Origin of the sequence: Shewanella sp. SM69, assembly GCF_025653985.1 — a bacterium.
In the GTDB taxonomy this organism is placed as follows: Bacteria; Pseudomonadota; Gammaproteobacteria; order Enterobacterales; family Shewanellaceae; genus Shewanella; species Shewanella oncorhynchi.
Genome location: NZ_JAKKRV010000016.1, coordinates 57,829 through 76,764 on the forward strand (window position 1 = coordinate 57,829; position 18,936 = coordinate 76,764).

Below are 18,936 nucleotides of genomic sequence, written 5' to 3' on the forward strand. Positions count from 1 at the left end.
ATGGGTGAAATTTGGCTTGATGACGTTGATGATAAATCAGTGTTTAACAAGATTAGCTATCAAGGCTTTTCTATTTACTTTCAGCCCTGCCTGCTCATGATTTTCTGGCCATACATAATACTGTCTTGGGCGTTTGAAGCGGGCGATTTTGTCGGCGAGGAACAATTCGAGTTCACTTGCAATCGACTCTGTGAGATGAGTTAAACTGCCGCGAATGATGGCGGCAGGGAGATTGCCGAATTGTACATCTGGTATGGCGAAAACGATTGCATCGTCTATTTGTGGGTGCTGTTTAAGCGCGGCTTCGATTTCTTCTGGCTGGATGTTTTCGCCGCCGCAGATAAACATATTATCGACGCGGCCAAGAATGCTTAGATTACCATTTTCGTCCCATTCGCCCTTGTCTTTGGTGTAAAACCAGTCGTCTTGTTCAACGCACTTTTGTATTCCATCCGCGGTGAGGTAGCCCATAAACAGGCATTCGCCGCGCACCAAAATTACACCATCTTCGATTTTGAGCTCACGTTTGGGGAGTAGTTTGCCACTGCTGCCGTCGCTTAAAGCGTGACCTGTGGTGATCTGCGAGCCCATTTCCGTCATGCCGTAACTGGTGTAACTGGCGATATTGCGTTGCTTAAGTTGTTGGAGTAAGTCGATTGAGACTGCGCCGCCACCAAGTAATAAGGCTTTGATACTTTTAAGCTTGCTGCTCGTATCGGCGAGTAACTTGCTCAGTTGTGTGGGAACGAGAGATATGTGAGTCAACTGATCTTGGTCAATCTGCTGACCAAGGGTAAGCGCTTGATCTGGCATGACAACACTAGCACCGACTAAGGCACAGCGGTTTAATATCGCAAGACCGCCAATATGGAATAAGGGCAAGGAGAGTAGCCAAGCATCACCTTGTTCGAGTGGGATTAAGCTGCGTGCACCTTCGGCATTGGCAATATGATTCGCTAAGCAATGCACCGCCGCTTTGGGAAAGCCACTAGAGCCTGAAGTTAAAATCACATTAGCTGGACGAGTAAAGTCGACAGGCTGGGCTAAGTCACTGCTAATGCGATTAAAATTTAAGCGCAAGTGATGACAATTCTGTAGTTCACAAACCTCAGCACTCCAAACATAGCGGATCTGATGTTCATTAATTAAGTCTTGGATCTGCGCGAGGGGGAAACGGGGCGAGATAGGAAAAAAGATGACTCCTATATCGATGCAGGCCCAATAGAGACAAATCATCTCGAGATTATTGCTAGCAATACAGGCGAGCGGTTCCCCCTTTGAGATCCCCGAAGCGCTTAGCTGCTGAGCCAGTGCGATAACGCGCTGGCTAAGCTCTGAGTAGCTAATGTCTTGCCCCGCCAACTTGATGGCTGTCTGCTGTGGAAACGCAAGCGCAGCTTGGTGCACGGGTGACAGTGCAAGCGGTTTTGATAGGCTGGCATTAGACAAACTCGTTTCCCTCACTTTTGGCTGTATCATCATTTTGTTGCATTGAATCAATGGCGTGCAGTGCAATTGGCTCAAGTTGCGCGAGTGTGAGGCAGTATTTTTTACCCGATGACATGATTAAATCTTGGCTAAAGGCGCTGAGGGTATCGAGCCCAGGGATTTCATCCGAAGTGAGAATCGCGGCTAAATGAGTCAGATCATTAATGCCTAAACTGCTCTCTAGACTCGAACTGATAATGCAACGTACGCCATAGCTTTGCGCCGTATCGATTAAATTAGCTAGCTTTTCGATACTGCCGAGCAGCATAGGCTTGATGACAAGCGCAGTCAGACCATTTTGCATTACAAACTGGTATTCTGGATCGTTGAGCGATTCATCGAGGGCGTAGGGTATACCAATTGCTTGATAAAATTCATGATTATCATGAGGATTCAGGCAAGGTTCCTCAATGTACTCTATGGTCTCTAGGGGTAAGCAAGCGGCAAATTCGATTGCTTGCTCAAGTGTAAACCCTCGGTTCGCATCCAAACGCAATTTGAGATCGGGGCGGGTACGTAAAATGCCATAAATCAGGCTTAGTTCATCTTCGATTGAAGTTTGCGCGACTTTGACTTTAACCGAGCGAACATTCCTGCCAAGGGCGGCAATTTTGCTATCGAGCAAGTCTTTGCTGGCATCCGTTGGATGATAAATCAAAGGGACTGTGGCCGTTTGTGGACGGATGGCATCGAGTTTGCCCATTAACTTGGCATGTAACAGACTTAAACCAAAGGCCAAAGAAGGGTAAGGGCTTTGCTCGGCGCATTCCAGCAATGTATCAATATGCTGACCGCAGAGTTGGGGTAATAATCCAGTCAAAGCCGTTTGCACTTGAGTGAGTGTTTCACGGCTGAACCCCATCAAGGCTTGTTCATCGACATCTATGCCAGAGAGTGGGGCAATTTCAACTTCGACTTGTCTATGCTCGCCACCAACATTAGCACTGGCACTTACACTGGCTTGTAGTACTAATCCCGCTCTGTGATCGATACGTTGCTTACCGACGGGCAATAATACGTCGAGCGGTAGTCGATATTGATACAGGTTAAGCGAAGTTAATATCATATATTTCCTACATTTTAATTCTGTCATTACCCTAGCAACTTCACTATTTTTGAGGTTAATGCCTCGGGAGCAGCTTGGTGTATGTTGTGGCCGGCGCCGTGAATACTATGGACGAGGATGGGCGCGTGTAATTGCCACTCTTGGGCGAGGGCGTGGAACTTGGCATCTTGGTTGCCCGCAAAGAAATGGCACTCACAGGTAAGCTGCAAAGGTACATCCCACATCGATGCTTGGTGTGCGAGTGAGGTGGCTATGAATACCTCTTTAAGCCGCTGTTTAGGATGCAGATCTAATGCTGCAGAACGATGCTCGATTAAGGTTTTTCGTTTGGTAGCCGTCATATCGGCAAATACGGGCTGCTGATACCACAAGCTTAAAAAGTCTTTGCTATTCAGATGCAGTAAACGCTCGGCCCACTGGGTATCATTTTTGGTTCTGGCAAGTTTTTCTTGCGGGTCTGTAAGTCCAGGATGGCAGGATTCGAGGTTTAGGCTCAGTAGTCTTTCTGGATAGGCTTTGGCAAGGTGCAGAGCAATACGGCTACCGAGAGAATAACCGTAGAGATGGAATTGACCAATATGAAGGCCATTCAGGTGTGCCAACACATCTTCAACACATTGGTTAAATCCATCTAATTCGGTTGGCTTCAACTCCTTTTGGTTATCCCCATGGCCCGGCAGATCTAAGCAAATACAGTGAAAGTGCCGGCTTAGCGCAGGCATTAACGGCCACCAGTCGGTCTTAGTGCCTAAAAAGCCATGCAGTAACACTAAGGTCGGTAGTGAAGGATCGCCGTAACGGGCCATGGTTGGCATTAGCTTTGTTTCACCCACAAGTTGAGCTCGGCGATTTGGTCGCTGGCTTGTGTTTGACTTACATTGACTTCAATGATCGAAGCCCCCTGAAAATCCAGCGCTTCATTATAGCTATCTTGAAAATCGGCTAAATTATCCACTTGATTATAGGGCAAATTAAACATAGCTGCGGCGTAGCCAAATTCTAAACCGTGGCTGAGTCGATAATAATCGCTACGGACTTGTTCATTGGGAACGGGCAATAAGTTGAAGATGTTACCGCCATCGTTATTGAGGATCACGATCACCAGCGGGCTGGTTAAGCCTTTAGCGATGGCCAGCGAGTTAAGATCGTGCAGTTGTGATAAATCACCGATGATTAAACTCGTGGGTTTGCCTTCATGGGCCGCAATACCGCAGGCGGTGGCGAGTAATCCGTCAATACCCGATGCGCCACGATTAGTATAAGTGGTTGCCGTACAACAACTGACAGGGGCATACATGTCGTATAAGCGTACAGGCAGGCTATTGCCGATAAAAAGCTGCTGTTCTAGCGGACGAGTATTGGCGATGGCGCGCACAACTTGTGCTTCACCAAATTCCCCTTGGTCGATATTGCGCACAAATAAGTTATGCAATTCATCGTTATAGGTGATTAGGGTATTCGCCCAGTTTGCCGAGGATGAGCGATACCAATTTAAGGCCGCAAACTGCTGTGCATTCGCGTGCCAAATGTGTTTAGCATTGTGGCTAGGGTCAAGCCTGTCTTGTTCTGGTAAAACCTGCCAATAGCTGTGCCAATTTTGCTCGGCGAGATAGCCTATCAAGCGTTTTGATAATAAACGGCCGCCGAATACGAGTACACGATCCGCTTCCTGCAATAGATTGCGTGCCCTTGGATGTTGCAGCAGTTGATCAATATTACCTATTGCCGCGGGATGCTGACGCAGTTGCGACTGGGCATCGGTAAGTAATGGCCAGCCGATTTTTTGCGATAGGGCAATTAGTTGCTGTGGATCTTGTTCAGGCGTGAGAGTACCGACAACGATCACCCCTTTACCGTGGACGAACCGCATAATGGCATCGTCACTTGGGCTGCTCACCTGTTTGCTCTTACCGTATTGGGTATACGGGCGTGCGAGCTGCAGCCAAGTTTGCAATGGTTTGAGGTAAGGTGATTCGGCATCGAGAATCGCGCCACCGAGTTCACTCGGATACAAGGGCTCACGGTACATGCAGTTGATATGCACTGGGCGAGTTTGATTCGCCACCGTTTCATCCACTGTGGTAAGCAACGCCTGCGGTGCGATATGTGTATCCGGTGTTGGCAAATTCACTTGAGTGGCGTAATTCGCAAAAATTCCCGGTTGGACTATGGCTTGATTGGCACCGCAGCCGAGTAATTCGGGCGGACGATCGCCACTTAAGACGATTAAAGGTACATGGGTCAGCCACGCCTCCACAATGGCAGGGTACAAGTTGGCGACTGCTGTGCCTGAGGTCGTAATGATGGCGACCGGTGCGCGGCTAGCTTTTGCTAGACCTAAGGCCATAAAGCCGAGCCCACGCTCGTCGAAATGTAAGTGACGCTGGAGTTTAGTTTGCTGGGCGGCGGCGAGGGTTAACGGTGTTGAGCGCGAGCCCGGCGCCATACACACATGTTGCACGCCAAGACGTGCTAACTCCTCAAGAATAAGGGCGCCCCAAATAAGATTAAGAGTGGCTGTATTTTCGGTCCGCATAGCTGAATCTATTAGGATAAAGATGGGCTTAGTGTAACGTGTTTATGCTCCAAGATGTATGCTTGGTTTAACAATTCTCGAGTGGATCGCATGGGGGCTGAGGTGGAGCCTAAGCTAAGGCAGAGGATGCCTGTCACCTCGTGTATCGGTGGTTTGTTGTTTGGATATGTTGAGCTATTGCTTGGCTAGATAATACGATCGACGATTTTTTTAATCTCTCCGCTTAACCATTTTAAGTCCTCATTGATTGCATTAGGCTGATTTTTTTGCACTAAGAAAATCGTTGGGGTTTCTGTATCTGCATATAAACGTTCTGCTTCATACTGCGATAGTTGACACGTATGCAGTTCAGGAATATCGCTCACCATTTCGTAAACTATCCGATAAGGCAATAGGGAGACTGCATTACTTTCGCCTAGATATTCAAACAAACTTGAAATACTGGTAATGGTAATTTCAGTATTGAGTTTAATGCCATTCGTTATGCAAAACTCTTGGTATGGACTCAATTTGGTGCTGGGATTACCAAGATCCGTATTGACATAGGGGTATTCCGCAATCGTTTCTAGGGTGATTTCCCGTTTAAAAATAGGATGATGCCTGCTAGCAATCAGGTAGAGTTTGTCCATACGTTGCAATTCAGTCGTTAGCAGTTTATCGCCGAAGGCGGCAACATCGGCAGCACTTTTATTGCAACAAATACCTAGGGTTGTATCACCATTAATAATGTCTTGAGTCGTATGCATAGACCAAGGGTTTATATTAATGTGCATGGGTTTTTGCTCTTCTTTAATAGCCTGCATCAAGGCTTTAGGAAAGGTGTAGGCAATTAACCCTGGTGCTGCAATTTCGACATGTGTCTTAACTTGGCGAGTGTTTGCTATTCTGGCTTTTTGAAACTTATCAGTACACTCAATTGCTTCTTTTGCAATTGGATATAAATGAGTAGCAAACTCATTTGGGAATAAGCCATATTTACGACGAATAAATAACTCGTCACCAAAAATTTCCCGTAGATTTTTAAGGCTACGGCTGATTTTAGGAGCTGGAATGTCTAGCGCTTTCGATACATAGGTTGCTGACTTGTTCTCATATAATGAAACAAGTATTTTTAAACTCAGAATATCGAGGCCATCCATGTTACTAATGTGCATTTTTTATATTCCTTAATATTGAGCAAATACTTAAATCAATGCCTAATTATGGTGCTAATTAATAATTTTAATGTGAAACTAATCCCAAGTTTTGGATCTAGATTTTATCTATGTGTATCAAAGGTTTTTTTGTTTTATTTTTAATATTTAAAATGGTTTTTCATAAAATTTAAAATTTCAAAAACTGATATTTACATATTTAAAATACAAATACTGAATTATCAAGTATCAATATTTGTATTTAAGATTTACATAATTTTGCAATGTGACGAGCCATGTAAATCATTGTTTATATTTAAGTTGTTATTTGCAAGTGTGACATGCGTCAAGAAAAGATAAGTGTTTTCAAATAATACTAAAGTTGCTTTAAAGGAGATAACAAAAAATAAATTAGTTTTTGGAGGCGTGTATGAATACTTCAGTCATTCTCAGCTATGCGTTTATGTACTTCGTACTATTCGTAGCAGTACCATTCGTGTTTGTGATGTTTGTCATGACTTGCATTAAGTTTTTTAAAGCAGGTCCTGATGAAGCCGCACATCATGAGATGAAACTTAAACCAGTATTGTTTGATAAACAAAGCTTCAATTTTTTTAAATCATTAAAAACAGTTGTTGAAGGTAAATACGATGTTTGTTGTAACGTGCCATTAGACACTGTATTTGAGATGGACAAACATGATACGGAATTAAATCATGAATGCCGACTCGATTATGTATTGATCGACCATGATTCATCTGAAGTGAAAATGGTGATCAGTGATTTTGGCAAAGAAACTAACTCACCACTGAAAAAACTGTTTAGCAAGTTCAATATCAGTTTCATTGAAATGAACCAGCATAAACAGTGGGATACTCAGAGTCTTAAGCAAGCCTTGGCTGTGTGATCTTGACCGTCGGGTTCGGAATTATCCGAACTCGACCCCTTCTTTACCTTCCTACGGATAAATGTGAGGACTTCCTATGTCCAAAAGACAATGGCTGTGGTCGTTACGCTTAGGTGCTGCTGCGTTGCTTTTAAGCTTTTCTGCAATGAGTGCTGAGCCAGCCAATCAAATTAACAGTGATGCTTGTATGAAGTGTCACAAGCGTAATGGTCAAATGTTAGGGCATCATGGTCAAGATGCGATGAAAATGAGCTGTTCTTCCTGTCATGGAGAAAAGGGCGATCACCCTAAGAAACCGAATGATATGGTGGTCTTTGGTATGGAAGAATCGTCGGATCTGACGGTTCAGCTGAGAGTGTGTCAGAAGTGTCATACCAAGAAAAAACTCAGTGGAGCAGATTGGACGCATAACGTACATGCTCAAAAAGTGCCTTGTGCCGCCTGCCATAAATTACATAGCCCAACGGATCCAATGGCGGATATGACGCCGAAGGTTCGCAGTGAGCTATGTAGCAGTTGCCACACTGGCAAGCAGGAGTAAGGTTATGGAAAATTCAAAAAGAAGATTTCTAAAAGGCACCTGTGCCTTATTTGCCGGCGCTACAGGTGCATCATTACTCGCCACAGTGAATGCATCGGATAGTGTTAAAGCAGAACCTGATGTCAAATATGCACTTATTCATGATGAAACTAAGTGTATAGGTTGCCAAGCGTGTGAGGTGGCTTGTCGTGAAGTGAATAATGTACCCGAAGGTGTGTCTAGGCTTCAAATTAAGCAAGCGGGTCCCTTTGGCGAATACCCTAATCAGTTTTATCACTTTAGTCGCAAGTCTTGTCAGCATTGTGAAGACGCGCCCTGTGTAAATGTATGTCCAACTGGAGCTGCATTTATTGATAAAGAAACGGGTATCGTTTCTGTCGATGCATGGAAATGCGTAGGTTGCCAATACTGTATTGCAGCTTGTCCTTATCAAGTCCGTTTTATTAATCCTGTCACCCATGCGGCGGATAAGTGTGATTTCTGCCGAGAAACTAACCTAGCTCAAGGTAAACAACCTGCCTGTGTTGCTGCTTGTCCAACAAAGGCACTCGTGTTCGGTAATTTAAAAGATCCGACTTCTGAGGTTGTTCAAGTTCTGCGGTCTAATCCAACCCAGCGCACTAAGGTTGATCTTGGAACGAGACCTAAATTGTTCCGTATCGTTGCAAAATCAGGGGAGGTGATACTATGAGTGCCCTACATTTTGATACCTTAGTGTGGCATTGGCCGATTGCAATTTACCTGTTTTTAGCAGGTGTATCTGCGGGAGCCATGTTCTTCGCCGTACTGTTGAAACATTTTGTTTTGAAGCAAAACGCCTATCAGTCTGGTTTTGTGCGAGCCGCTTGTATTGTCGCGCCTGTAGCTGTGATGGCCGGGTTAGGGATATTGGTCGCAGACTTAACTAAACCTCTCGATTTTTGGAAGATTTTGGTGTTCTACAACCCTAAATCTGTCATGTCGATGGGCGTGCTTATTCTGCTGATTTACCAAGTATTCATGTTTATGTGGATTGGTTTAACCTTCCGTAAACCTGTTGATGCTTGGTGTGAAACACGCTTTCCTATTGTGCTTAAGTTGACCGCATTATTGGCTCGATTTGAAGCGACAATTACAGGATTGCTCGTGATTCTATCCTTGGCATTGGGCGCGTATACAGGCTTCCTGCTCTCGGCCTTGCCAGGCTATCCCATGCTTAAAAACCCTGTGTTACCTCTGCTGTTTTTGGCATCTGGTTTGTCTTCCGGTGCGGCATCATCTTTACTCGGTGGCGTGTTGATGAATGGCAAACCTAATGACAAAGAGGTGCACTTTATCCACAAGGTTGAAATCCCACTGATTTTAGTCGAAATCGTGCTGATTTTTACCTTCTTTATGGGCTTAGTGCTAACAGGTGGACAGAGTAAAATTGCCGCCTTTAATGCCTTAGGGTATGGCTTCTGGGGATGGATTTTCTGGCTTGGTATTATTGGACTCGGTTTGTCTGGACCATTGGCGATGAATCTGTTTATGACGGCGACATCTAAACGGAAATGGGCCTACGTGGCGGGGACGGCTTGCTTGAGCTTGATCGGGGTATTACTGCTACGTAACTTCATACTCTATACAGGACAAATGACGATCGCTTAATGCGTACCGTTAATTAATGACGAAAAAATCATAATAATCAATGGAATCGACGGATCGCGGAAACAATGTCAAAGGAAAACATTGTAGATGAGGCCCTTGCGGCGCTGGCTGAGCTCTCAAGGGTTAAGTCTAGCCGCGGTTGGTTGTGTAACAGGGAGGTCGCTGGGCAAGGATGCCATATTTTACACTTCAATATTTTGCCCTGCCTCCAAACGGGCCTCGCCACCTTATTCCTAAGGGTGGCGTTTCTTGTTTTAGGGAGGCACGATTTACTCGCCGAGGTTATTAATCCATTCACTCATTACCACATGGGTTTTGATCTTGATGATGTCAGTGTGAGTGTCGATATACTCACGGATCTCATGCAGGCGGCGCATCGAAGGCGCATGCACGTACACGAGTAAATCCATATCACCAGAAATACCACGGCAGGTAATCACTTCGGGGATCGCTTGGAATACGTGTACCACGTCGGCGCAACGTGGACATTGATGCTGGATTTCGAAATAAGCCGATACTCCTTCTTTTTGCGACTCACTCAAGAGCACTTGATAGCCACGGATCACTCCAGTTTGTTCGAGCTTTTTTATGCGCTCGGCAACCGCACTACGGGATAGATTGACCTGTTCGGCGATATTCGACACGCTCTGGCGCGCATCCTGACGCAAACTATGAATGATGGCCGTATCGAATTTATCCAAGGGTGACTCCTGTGAAAATGGCTATATTGAATCTGTGTGTTATTTTGCCATTGGTTTGAATAACCACAGAATTTGCTGAGTATTTTTGCTTAAAATTTTACCAAAATTTAAGCTGGCCGTCATTTTGATGGAAATAACGTTATTTGCCGCGATTTTGCCGGTATTGGACGTGGAGAACACTGAAATTAACGGCAGATTGTAGGGCGAAATCTCATTATACTGACAGCTCAAAAACCACAGAATATTAACAGATGAATTCAAATAGCGGAACTATAGGTCGTTGGCAAGGTGCGGGTTTAATGGCGACCACTTTGCTCGGTACAGGGGTATTTATTTTGCCTCAGATGACTATTGAAAAAGCGCATTCTGGCGCCTTAGTCGCATGGATCTTGTTAACCTTGGCCATTATTCCAGTGGCACTGGTCTTTGGTCGTTTAGCGAGTGTATTTCCCCATGCCGCAGGCCCCGCTTACTTTGTCGAAAAAGCCTTTGGTCGCACTGCTGGTCGAACAATTGGACTGATCTTTTTACTGGTTGTGCCCATGGGGGCACCGGCCGCGATTTTGATGACCTTCCAGTTTGTGAATGCCTTAATACCGATATCGGGTTGGTCCAAGGTTGGTGTTGAAATACTCGTGATTTTTGGCTTGTTTCTGATTAATTTAAGAGGCATCCAAGTGTCGGCTAAGCTGCAATTTGGCCTGACACTTTGCATTGTCGCCGTTGTTGTGGTTTTGTTTGGTGCGAGTAGTTTTCAGCAAGGTCATCTCACGACACTTGCTAGCCATGGTATGCCTGAAATGCCAACCGTGATGATTGCCGCTGGCATCGCTTTTTGGAGTTTCTTGGGTATAGAAGCTATGACGCATCTTGCCGATGATTTTCGTCGTCCGCAGCAGGATATGATCCCCGCTATGATGATGGGCACAGTGCTGGTGGGCGTGATTTATGTGGCTTGTACACTTTTATTGCTATTAGTGCCGACAGATAAAAGTGTTGCCATGATCGGCGTGTTTGACCAACTACTCGGTGGTTACGGCGCACAAGTGATTGGTGTGTTAGGTATCGCAAGTGGATTGGCAACCGTTAACGTGTATGCGGCCAGTGCGGCACGTCTGGTCTGGAGTTTTAGTTGTGAAGGCATTTTACCGCGCTTCTTTGCCGTTAAGAATGCTCATGGTGTACCTATTCGAGCACTTGCTGCGCTGTTATCTGTGATGGCAAGCGTTATCGTACTGACTTATTTTACCGGGCAAGAGTTAGAGCACCTTATTGCATGGAGCAACGGCGTATTTGTGGTGATCTATTTGATGGCTATGCTCGCTGCCGCTAAGTTATTACCACGGCACAATTGGCCGCTGGTGGCGCTGGGTTGTGCGTTTTGCTTAGTATTAGGTTTTGCCCTAGGTGCAAGTATGTCCTACGTGCTTGTGTTGATCTTAGTGGTCGCGCCATTTTTGTGGTGGCAAAAGACCCATATTAGTCGCAAACAAAGTTTGGCGTTACCTGAGTAATATTCGCACCCTCTGGGGCTAAATCAACATGATGGGTTAATTAAAAAAGCCCCGAACTCTTTATTGTCATAAGAGTTTGGGGCTTTTTTGTGTGGCTTAGTGGATTTCGAAACTGGATATGATTGAGTGCGATTAAATTGAATGAAATAAAGAGGTAAACCTTAAGTCTGATGGCCGCCAAGCTTTGTTGCCGAAGGACTGCACATTACTGATATTTAATGTATCTCGGTGAGCGAGGCGATAACTTGTGTTCTATATTTTGATCATTCATACGGAAGGAGAATAAATATGGATTCAGCTGCGTTGCTCAATCGTGTCGATGAGTTACCTAGGTTACCTAAGGCGATCAGTGAATTGTTAGATGCGGTCAATGATGACAATGCGACAGTAAAAAGCATTGCCACTAAAGTTTCACACGATCCCTTAATTAGCGCTAGGGTGTTACGCCTTGCTAACTGTGCCCACTATGGACGCAGTCGAGAGGTTGGCACTATCGATGAAGCTGTTGTGCGTCTTGGGATGCAAACCCTACGAACCTTAGTGCTAGCATCGGCGGTGATTGGTGCCGTCCCTAAGTGTGAAGGAATAGATTTAGCCCAGTTTTGGGGGCAAACCTTTGAGATTGCGCTTTATAGCCAAGAAATGGCAAAGCGTTGTGGCGCAGTCCCAGAAGAGGCTTTTACTTGCGGTATCTTACATCGTATTGGCGATCTATTGATTGCGGCAGTATCGCCTGAAGATGCGGCGAAAATTGCCGAAGCTGTGGCGCAGGGTAAAGATAAGCATCAGTTTGAGCGCGAGTTACTTGGATATGATTCCCCTGATATTGGCGCATTACTAGCGAAAAATTGGAAGTTTACACCAGCGTTAGTGCAAGGCATTTTGTATCAAGACCACCCTAAGGATTCAAACCCATTTTCAAAACTTGCTGCGTTATTATGCTTATCTTACAAAGTTCTAGATGAGTGGGATACGATTGAGGATGATGAAAAAACCAGTTGGTTATCTCAATTAGCGACTAAGAAAGGATTGAAGATGGAGATGGGCGGGCTAAGGACTAAGTTGACTGAATTACACGGTTCGGGATATGAAATCGGTAAAGCGTTAGCTTAGGAGCTTGTTTAGCTTAGTGTTTTGGTGAGTAGGGCGGCAGTAAAAATATTTTTAGCCAAAGAGCGATATCAATTTAGTCTTAAGAAAGCAATCGCGTGAATGGGGAACGGGTGTTTCGCATTCACGCTTTTTTATGGGCTTTTGTTGATTTGCACTTTGATTGAATAGTGGATGTGGCTAGCCAGTTTGTTGGGTTGCAGCTATGGCAAGATTACGCATTTGGATCAACTCGCTGTGTTTGAGGTGCAACAAATCGGCGGTGCGTCGAATGATCTGGTCTTCATATTGGGATAGCTGGCCATCGGCGTAGGCCAGTTGCCACATTGCGAGCAACAATTGCTGCTTTTGCGCTAGGCTAAATTCAGCGTTAATGGCTGAGGTGAATTCAAAGAGTGAGGTCGCGCTGCCTTGTACGCTTTTAGCTTCATCAATCAGTATCTTAGCGTCTACTTCTGACATTGATAAGGTATCGGTTAGCAGCTTAGGTAATAAGGCTTCTTCCTCTGCCGTTAAGGTCTCATCGGCAAACACGACTTCAAGTAACATACTCGCTGCGGCCAGTTTAAGTTGATGTGCCTTGTCTTCAGGGGAGACTGCTTGAGTATGAGCTTCAAAAAATCGTCTTAATTTCGCAATCATATTTGGCGGTTCTCATGCTGGAGGGAATATAAAGTAGAGTCGATTGGGAAGTGAAAGTTCACCCTAAACCTTGTATTGCTTAGGGTGAGGTAAGACTGAATTACAGTAGCGAGTTCAGGCCTTTCACCAGTAAGTCTGAGGTGCCTTCAGTGCCATTGGTATCTAAGTAAGACTTAGCTATGTTGATCATTGGCATTGCTAGATCTTTAGAAATACCCAATTTTTCAAAGGCGTCTAATACCATAGCACTGCCTTGCAGTGATGAACCTAAATCACCCGCTTTGGATAATAAGCCAGAAACACCCGATTTTGAGTCCAATTTAGGCGCAGCGGCGAGCAAACTATCGGCATTAGGGATGCTGGCAGCCAGTTTTGAGTAGTCGGTTGTTCCTAGGCTTGATTGCGCTAAGCCTAATAAACTGCCTAAGCCACCTTCGGCTTGAGTTTGGTTTAAACCCAATTGTGACATGACGCTACCAACTAAATCATTCGACTGAGTAGCCGCTGCTGTAGTGGTCGCTTTTTCAGTTTTGGCTTGAGTTCCTGCCAAGTTATCTAACCAGCCTGCACTGGCGGGCGCCGCTAAAATACAAGTGCTGAGGAGGATAGAGAAGGTCAGAGTGTGTTTCATATGGAAGCGTCCTTTGATGGTTTGCGCACGAGTTCGCTGGACAGTTTAGCGGGTTTGTCACTTTTGTTGCAGTAGTTTTCTGTGATTTACGGTTCACACTGGTGATTTCTACTGTGCATTGCCAAGGGATTTTCGGTATCCTTAGCGGCAATTCTAAGTGTTAATTCATTTCAATTATTTGGAAAGTCGCATGTCACTATCCGCAATTTTGTCAGAAGCCTATAACTTCTTCCGTAATCATCTGGCGCAACTCGCTATGCTGACGATCCCATTACTCTTGATCCAAGTGGGGATCCAGTTATGGCTTGGTATAGAGATGAGTAAAGTTGATCTAGAAAACCCACAGTTTGGCGCGCCGCATATGATCGCCATGATGCTGTTACTACTTACTTTTTCGGTATTAATTGCCGCTTTGACTCTGTTTTTAGAACTGCGCTCACAAGGGCATAGTCCTTCAGCGGGAGTGGTGTTGAAGGCGAGTTTACCTTTTGTTCCACCATTATTATTGGCTGGGGTGTTTTCTGGTCTAGCGATTTTAGCACCAGTGATGCTGTTTGCCGCCTTCGGTCCTGTGTGGCTGGTAGGATTGGTAATTAGCTTCTATCTCTTTGCGCGTTTAGCCTATGTGAACTTTATGGTTGTGGTTGAGCGCTTAACACCGCTAGAAGCGATTAAGGGTAGTTTTAGTTTTAGTGGCCCTATCGTACTGAAAACCATTGCATTATTGATGTTATATTTACCACTCTCAGTCATAGGTAGCCAGCTTTCTGGGTTAGCGTCCATGGGCGGATTACCTGTGCAAATGTTAGCGGATACTTTTATGTCTTTTATTGGATTATTCGTTAACGTCGCTTTGTTCCGCTTATATATGGTGTCGAAAAAACCAAGCGTCGAATAGTGCAACATCAATTCAGCCTGCAGGGAATCACTCATGGGGACGAAAACAGTCATTAAGGATAGTGAGTTTATCCACGATTTTTCGGTCTCCTTGAGTGATGATTACCTCAAGGCTAAAAGCTATGTGCAGGATGTACCGACACAGTCGCTGCTACACATTCGCAGTTTTACCCATAAACTTACAGAGTTACTGGGGCAAGATAAGCAAATCGCGTTTTCGAGTCCGAATTTATACGATAGGATCGAACAGCTAAATCAGCGGCGCGTGATTGATGTGAAGACCACTCGTGCCCTGCATCGATTGCGTGCCGACGGTAACCGCGGCGCTCATCCTGAGAAATACCATCTCACCCAAGAACAATTACTCGCGCTAGCGCGAAAATCCATTAAAGATGTTCTGACTTTAGTCGAGCACTTGTATCCTAAGGTTAAAGGTCGAGTTGCCCCTGACTACTGTTATGAAGCGACTGACGCAATGACGGTGAGGGACTTGTGCTACCGCGCTGTGATGGAAGATGACCCGCAAGCGCAGTATTTGGTGGGGATATCGTTTAAGACCAAGGCTTTGATACTGAAAGAGCAAGAACTTGTGGCTGAAGCCGAAGCTATATCAAGCCAAGATTTATCCACAGTTTCACCTCTAAATGTCATTTCTCACATTAGCGCTGCTGACAGTTTTGCCCGGGCGGCCTATTGGTTTTCCCTTGCGGCACCTAAGCACATGGAAGCCTTACATGAGCATGGCGTAGCACTGATCCACGGTTATCAAGGCGCGCCAGAAGTGGCTAAAGGTGAACAGATCATTGCCACTGCAGCAGCAGCAGGTGTGGTCAATGCGATGGCGTTATTGGGATATTTTTATCTTGTAGGCAGTGAGTCGTTTCAACCCGACAGCAAGTTAGCACAGCAATATTTACAAGGTGCGGCAGATGGCGAGCAAACCGAAGCGATGGCGAATCTAGGTGTATTGCATTACCAGCAAAAGAACTTAACTCAAGCCTATCATTTTATAAGCAAAGCCGCGCAAGCAGGTTATCCCCATGCTCAGTATCATTTAGCATTAATGCTTGCCAATGGAGATGGTTGTACTCGAGATATGATTGCCAGTGAGCATTGGATGGCCGAAGCTGCCGAGCAAGGACAACTCGATGCTATGCTCACGCGGGCGCAGCATATGCTCAATGATGACAATGCCTTTGGCAGTGATTTGACTCAAGCTGAGGATTATTTGCGCCAAGTGATCAAGTATAGCCACAGTGTGCCTGCGATGATTGAGCTGAGTATGGCACTGGCCGACGGTATCTTAGGGCGAATTGATGTCGTTGGATCTGCGGCTTTGCTTAAGCTGGCACGGCAAAATGCCAATAAAAAAGAGGCGGATATTATCGAGCCTCTGTGGCGTTCACTGGTATTACAGATTGAAAATGTGCTTGAGGTAACCCAAGATCCCGCCGAAATTCATAGCCTTAAACGCGCCCGGACCTTACTCGCTTGAGCGCAGTTTTGCTTCGATTGAACTAGTGTTCATCCTCTTTATGCTCAAAAGTGCGCCCTTGATGGCGTGTCGCATTAGATTCCCTAACAATAGTGTCAGATCCATAAACCTGACTCTGCGGCTCCTCTCTCGCGTGGGCATGCTGCATTGCGTTTGCCTGAGCCTGATTAAACTTAGCCAACTGACGTGCCATATAAAAACGGCTAAATAGGACTAAACAACCGAGCGCAATGGCACCAAATAAGAGCACGAAGGGCAATAAAAATAGTGATAAACAAATTAGGCTAATGCTAATTGCCATCGCTAACCAAGCCCGTGGGCCAGAAATTCGGGTCTGCAGTGGGCTCTGTTGGAACTGTTGAAAAATCATAAGAACTCCTCGATAGGCAGTGGACATTTAGTGTGCAATAGCGAGTGCGTCTAGGTCACGTTAATCTTGATTAATTTACTTTATTTTACTCCAGAGGCCATTTTGGTGTTGCGCATTACTTTGATATGTGATCGCATGCCTATCTATATGTTGTTGCTTGAATGATGGTTGGTTAATTATATGTGTTTGCTAAAATCTTTTTGATGTAAATCTGAGCAATTTCTTTGCTAACTGTACAGAATATGAGAAAATTCAGCTCAAATTTAACTGCAGTTTTAACTCAGTTAGCCGCCTTATTATATTGGTTGTAAATGTTCGTTCGACCCGCTCAAACACCCTCTTGTTTCACTGCTTTGTTAATTAATTAGACGCCAACATGAACTCATATTCGCTCAAGCAAAAAATTCTGTTCTCTGTCGTGGCAGCCCTTTCACTCGTGATTGGTTTGTTGTCATGGCAAAGTTATTCCAGCCAAAAATCCCAGCTGTTACAAAACAGCCTAGAACAAGTGCAGCGCTTAGGTGAACAGCAGGCTGAGCGGATCCAAGAATGGTTGGCTGGCCGCCAAGATATTATGGGAGCCCTGGCGAACAAAGTTGAAGGTGACAGCCTCAATACACTTCAACAAGCACAGGCATCGGGCCGTTTCCAGCTGACCTATTTTGGCTCTCAAGCAGGGCAAATGTTGGATTCTGATCCGAGTATTGATCGTACGGGCTATGATCCTCGCAGCCGCCCTTGGTATCAACAAGCCATCAGTGAGCGCGGTCTTATTTTGACAAAACCTTACGTGGATGTTGCCTATAACATTCTGGTTGTGACTATGGCGCAGCCTACCGCACAAGGTGTTGTGGGTGGTGACTTATCTATCGCAAGCCTAGTTGACGGTGTTAATCGGATGAAGTTACCGGCAAACGGTTATGCCATTATGATGCACAAAGATGGCACAGTGATCGCTTATAAAGATCAAGCTAAGACGATGAAACCTATAGGTGAAATCGACAACGAGCTTAATCGCAACTTACCAGAACAGAGCCGTGCAGCGGGCACTCTGTTGCCTATGTATTTTGAAAATGAAGGACGTGACAAATTAGTCTGGAGCGTTGATATCCCTAATACAGATTGGGAATTAGTGTTAGTGCTTGATAAGGAAACGCTAGAAGCGCCATTGTCTAACCTATTACTCACTCAATTGGGTCTCTCTGCACTCGTACTGTTGCTGAGTGTGTTAGCCATTTCTTGGTTAGTTGGCATGTTACTGGGTCCTCTGAGTCGAGTATCGCAAGCTCTTGCGCGTATTGCCGATGGTAATGGTGATTTAACTCAACGTATTTCTGTCGACACTCAAGATGAAGTGGGCGTGCTTGCCGACAGTTTTAACCGCTTTGTGGGCAGTCAACATCAGCTGATCAGCCATATTCGCCAATTAGCGAATGAGTTAGATGCCGATGCTGAACGTAGTCTTACCACCACGCAAACTTCAGTTGCGGAGTTACAACGTCAACAGCAAGAAGTCGCTATGGTCGCGACTGCGGTAACTGAAATGGCGAGTGCGACTAATGAGATTGCAGCCAATGCTGAGAACACGGCAACAGCGGCTCAACAGTCTGCGGCGAGCAGTTTACAGGGTAAAGAGTTAGTGAATAAAACTCGTAACTCGATTAATTCACTCGCCGATGAAGTGACTCAAGCAACGGATGTCATCGGCGATTTAAGTCGTCACGCTAAGTCTATCTCGAGTATTCTGGCGACGATTCAAGGGATTGCTGAACAAACCAACTTGTTGGCGCTTAACGCAGCCATTGAAGCGGCGCGTGCCGGTGAGCAGGGTCGTGGCTTTGCGGTCGTTGCCGATGAAGTTCGAGTACTGTCACGTCGTACACAGGATTCGACTCAGGAAGTACATACCACGATTGAAACGCTACAACGCACTACCGCTCGAGCAGTCAGCTTGATGGAAAGCAGCCAAGCATTAGCGGGTCATAGCGTAGAGGATGCCAATGCGGCGGCGAAAGCCCTTGAAGAGATTACGCAAGCGGTCAATGTGATTTCAGATATGGCAGGCCAAATTGCTACCGCAGCGGAAGAACAGACTCAAGTGACGGGTGAAATAACCCAGAATACGGTTGCGATTAAAGATGTGACCGATGAGATTACCGCATCGGCCATGGCAGATTTGGCACAGGCGAGGGGCTTAAAAGCTCGCGCTAATGATCTGAATGCGCAAGTCGCGACATTTATTCTGTAATCGCTATTCTTAATAGCGTGCCTCGATA

The 18,936-nt window shown here is 45.5% G+C and carries 18 protein-coding genes; 9 read left to right on the top strand and 9 right to left on the bottom strand.

All coding sequences use genetic code 11. The features are described from left to right. Positions 1-36: 36 nt before the first annotated feature. The 5 genes from menE to L5M37_RS18745 form a co-directional block, all read right to left on the bottom strand. A complete protein-coding gene (gene menE / locus L5M37_RS18725) occupies positions 37-1,479 on the bottom strand; it encodes an o-succinylbenzoate--CoA ligase (RefSeq protein ID WP_411569074.1) in 1,443 nt (480 codons plus the stop codon). After that, a complete protein-coding gene (gene menC / locus L5M37_RS18730) occupies positions 1,442-2,554 on the bottom strand; it encodes an o-succinylbenzoate synthase (protein ID WP_263201558.1) in 1,113 nt (370 codons plus the stop codon). The genes menE and menC overlap by 38 nt, the downstream gene beginning before the upstream one ends. A gap of 26 nt (positions 2,555-2,580) precedes the next feature. After that, a complete protein-coding gene (menH, locus tag L5M37_RS18735; protein ID WP_263201559.1) occupies positions 2,581-3,369 on the bottom strand; it encodes a 2-succinyl-6-hydroxy-2,4-cyclohexadiene-1-carboxylate synthase in 789 nt (262 codons plus the stop codon). Further along, positions 3,369-5,090, bottom strand: coding sequence for a 2-succinyl-5-enolpyruvyl-6-hydroxy-3-cyclohexene-1-carboxylic-acid synthase (menD, locus tag L5M37_RS18740; RefSeq protein ID WP_263201561.1), 1,722 nt, complete (start codon positions 5,088-5,090; stop codon positions 3,369-3,371). Before menD ends, menH begins: the two co-directional genes overlap by 1 nt. Positions 5,091-5,275: 185 nt before the next feature. Continuing rightward, a complete protein-coding gene (locus tag L5M37_RS18745; protein WP_105250597.1) occupies positions 5,276-6,244 on the bottom strand; it encodes a LysR family transcriptional regulator in 969 nt (322 codons plus the stop codon). A gap of 409 nt (positions 6,245-6,653) precedes the next feature. On the opposite strand from L5M37_RS18745, the gene L5M37_RS18750 reads away from it, so the two are divergent. The 4 genes from L5M37_RS18750 to nrfD all read left to right on the top strand — a co-directional run bounded on the left by L5M37_RS18750 (position 6,654) and on the right by nrfD (position 9,300). Then, positions 6,654-7,130 (top strand): DUF2726 domain-containing protein, encoded by a 477-nt coding sequence (locus tag L5M37_RS18750; RefSeq protein WP_105250596.1) that lies wholly within the window; start codon positions 6,654-6,656, stop codon positions 7,128-7,130. 76 nt (positions 7,131-7,206) lie between these two features. Next, the gene (locus tag L5M37_RS18755; RefSeq protein ID WP_105250595.1) at positions 7,207-7,671 is read left to right on the top strand and encodes a cytochrome c3 family protein; all 465 of its coding nucleotides are present in this window, start codon (positions 7,207-7,209) and stop codon (positions 7,669-7,671) included. 4 nt (positions 7,672-7,675) lie between these two features. Then, complete coding sequence (locus L5M37_RS18760) at positions 7,676-8,362, top strand: 4Fe-4S dicluster domain-containing protein (protein ID WP_105250594.1); 687 nt, start codon at positions 7,676-7,678, stop codon at positions 8,360-8,362. Further along, entirely contained in the window at positions 8,359-9,300 is a 942-nt protein-coding gene (gene nrfD / locus L5M37_RS18765) for a cytochrome c nitrite reductase subunit NrfD (protein ID WP_105250593.1), read from the top strand. The genes L5M37_RS18760 and nrfD overlap by 4 nt, the downstream gene beginning before the upstream one ends. A 269-nt stretch (positions 9,301-9,569) precedes the next feature. Here the strand turns inward: nrfD and L5M37_RS18770 are convergent, their stop codons facing one another. Next, on the bottom strand, positions 9,570-10,001 hold the full coding sequence (locus tag L5M37_RS18770) for an Lrp/AsnC family transcriptional regulator (RefSeq protein ID WP_006079646.1): 432 nt from the start codon (positions 9,999-10,001) through the stop codon (positions 9,570-9,572). A 251-nt stretch (positions 10,002-10,252) separates the two neighbouring features. Here L5M37_RS18770 and yjeH point away from each other — a divergent pair, with 251 nt between their 5' ends. After that, a complete protein-coding gene (yjeH, locus tag L5M37_RS18775; protein ID WP_263185129.1) occupies positions 10,253-11,515 on the top strand; it encodes an L-methionine/branched-chain amino acid transporter in 1,263 nt (420 codons plus the stop codon). Between the two features lie 288 nt (positions 11,516-11,803). Beyond that, a complete protein-coding gene (locus tag L5M37_RS18780; RefSeq protein WP_173248173.1) occupies positions 11,804-12,628 on the top strand; it encodes an HDOD domain-containing protein in 825 nt (274 codons plus the stop codon). 177 nt (positions 12,629-12,805) lie between these two features. Here the strand turns inward: L5M37_RS18780 and L5M37_RS18785 are convergent, their stop codons facing one another. Together L5M37_RS18785 and L5M37_RS18790 are read right to left on the bottom strand one after the other, a co-directional pair. Further along, entirely contained in the window at positions 12,806-13,267 is a 462-nt protein-coding gene (locus tag L5M37_RS18785; RefSeq protein WP_105250590.1) for a TerB family tellurite resistance protein, read from the bottom strand. Positions 13,268-13,367: 100 nt separating this feature from the next. Next, positions 13,368-13,898, bottom strand: a complete 531-nt coding sequence (locus L5M37_RS18790) for a DUF2780 domain-containing protein (protein WP_168827259.1) — start codon at positions 13,896-13,898, stop codon at positions 13,368-13,370. A gap of 190 nt (positions 13,899-14,088) precedes the next feature. Between L5M37_RS18790 and L5M37_RS18795 the strand changes: the two genes are divergently transcribed. Further along, entirely contained in the window at positions 14,089-14,796 is a 708-nt protein-coding gene (locus tag L5M37_RS18795; RefSeq protein WP_105250588.1) for a hypothetical protein, read from the top strand. Between the two features lie 33 nt (positions 14,797-14,829). Then, a complete protein-coding gene (locus L5M37_RS18800; RefSeq protein WP_263201563.1) occupies positions 14,830-16,290 on the top strand; it encodes a DUF4145 domain-containing protein in 1,461 nt (486 codons plus the stop codon). Between the two features lie 22 nt (positions 16,291-16,312). Here the strand turns inward: L5M37_RS18800 and L5M37_RS18805 are convergent, their stop codons facing one another. Continuing rightward, a complete protein-coding gene (locus L5M37_RS18805; RefSeq protein ID WP_263201565.1) occupies positions 16,313-16,660 on the bottom strand; it encodes a hypothetical protein in 348 nt (115 codons plus the stop codon). A 376-nt stretch (positions 16,661-17,036) separates the two neighbouring features. Here L5M37_RS18805 and L5M37_RS18810 point away from each other — a divergent pair, with 376 nt between their 5' ends. Then, on the top strand, positions 17,037-18,908 hold the full coding sequence (locus tag L5M37_RS18810) for a methyl-accepting chemotaxis protein (protein WP_263179142.1): 1,872 nt from the start codon (positions 17,037-17,039) through the stop codon (positions 18,906-18,908). The last annotated feature ends 28 nt before the right edge of the window (positions 18,909-18,936 follow it).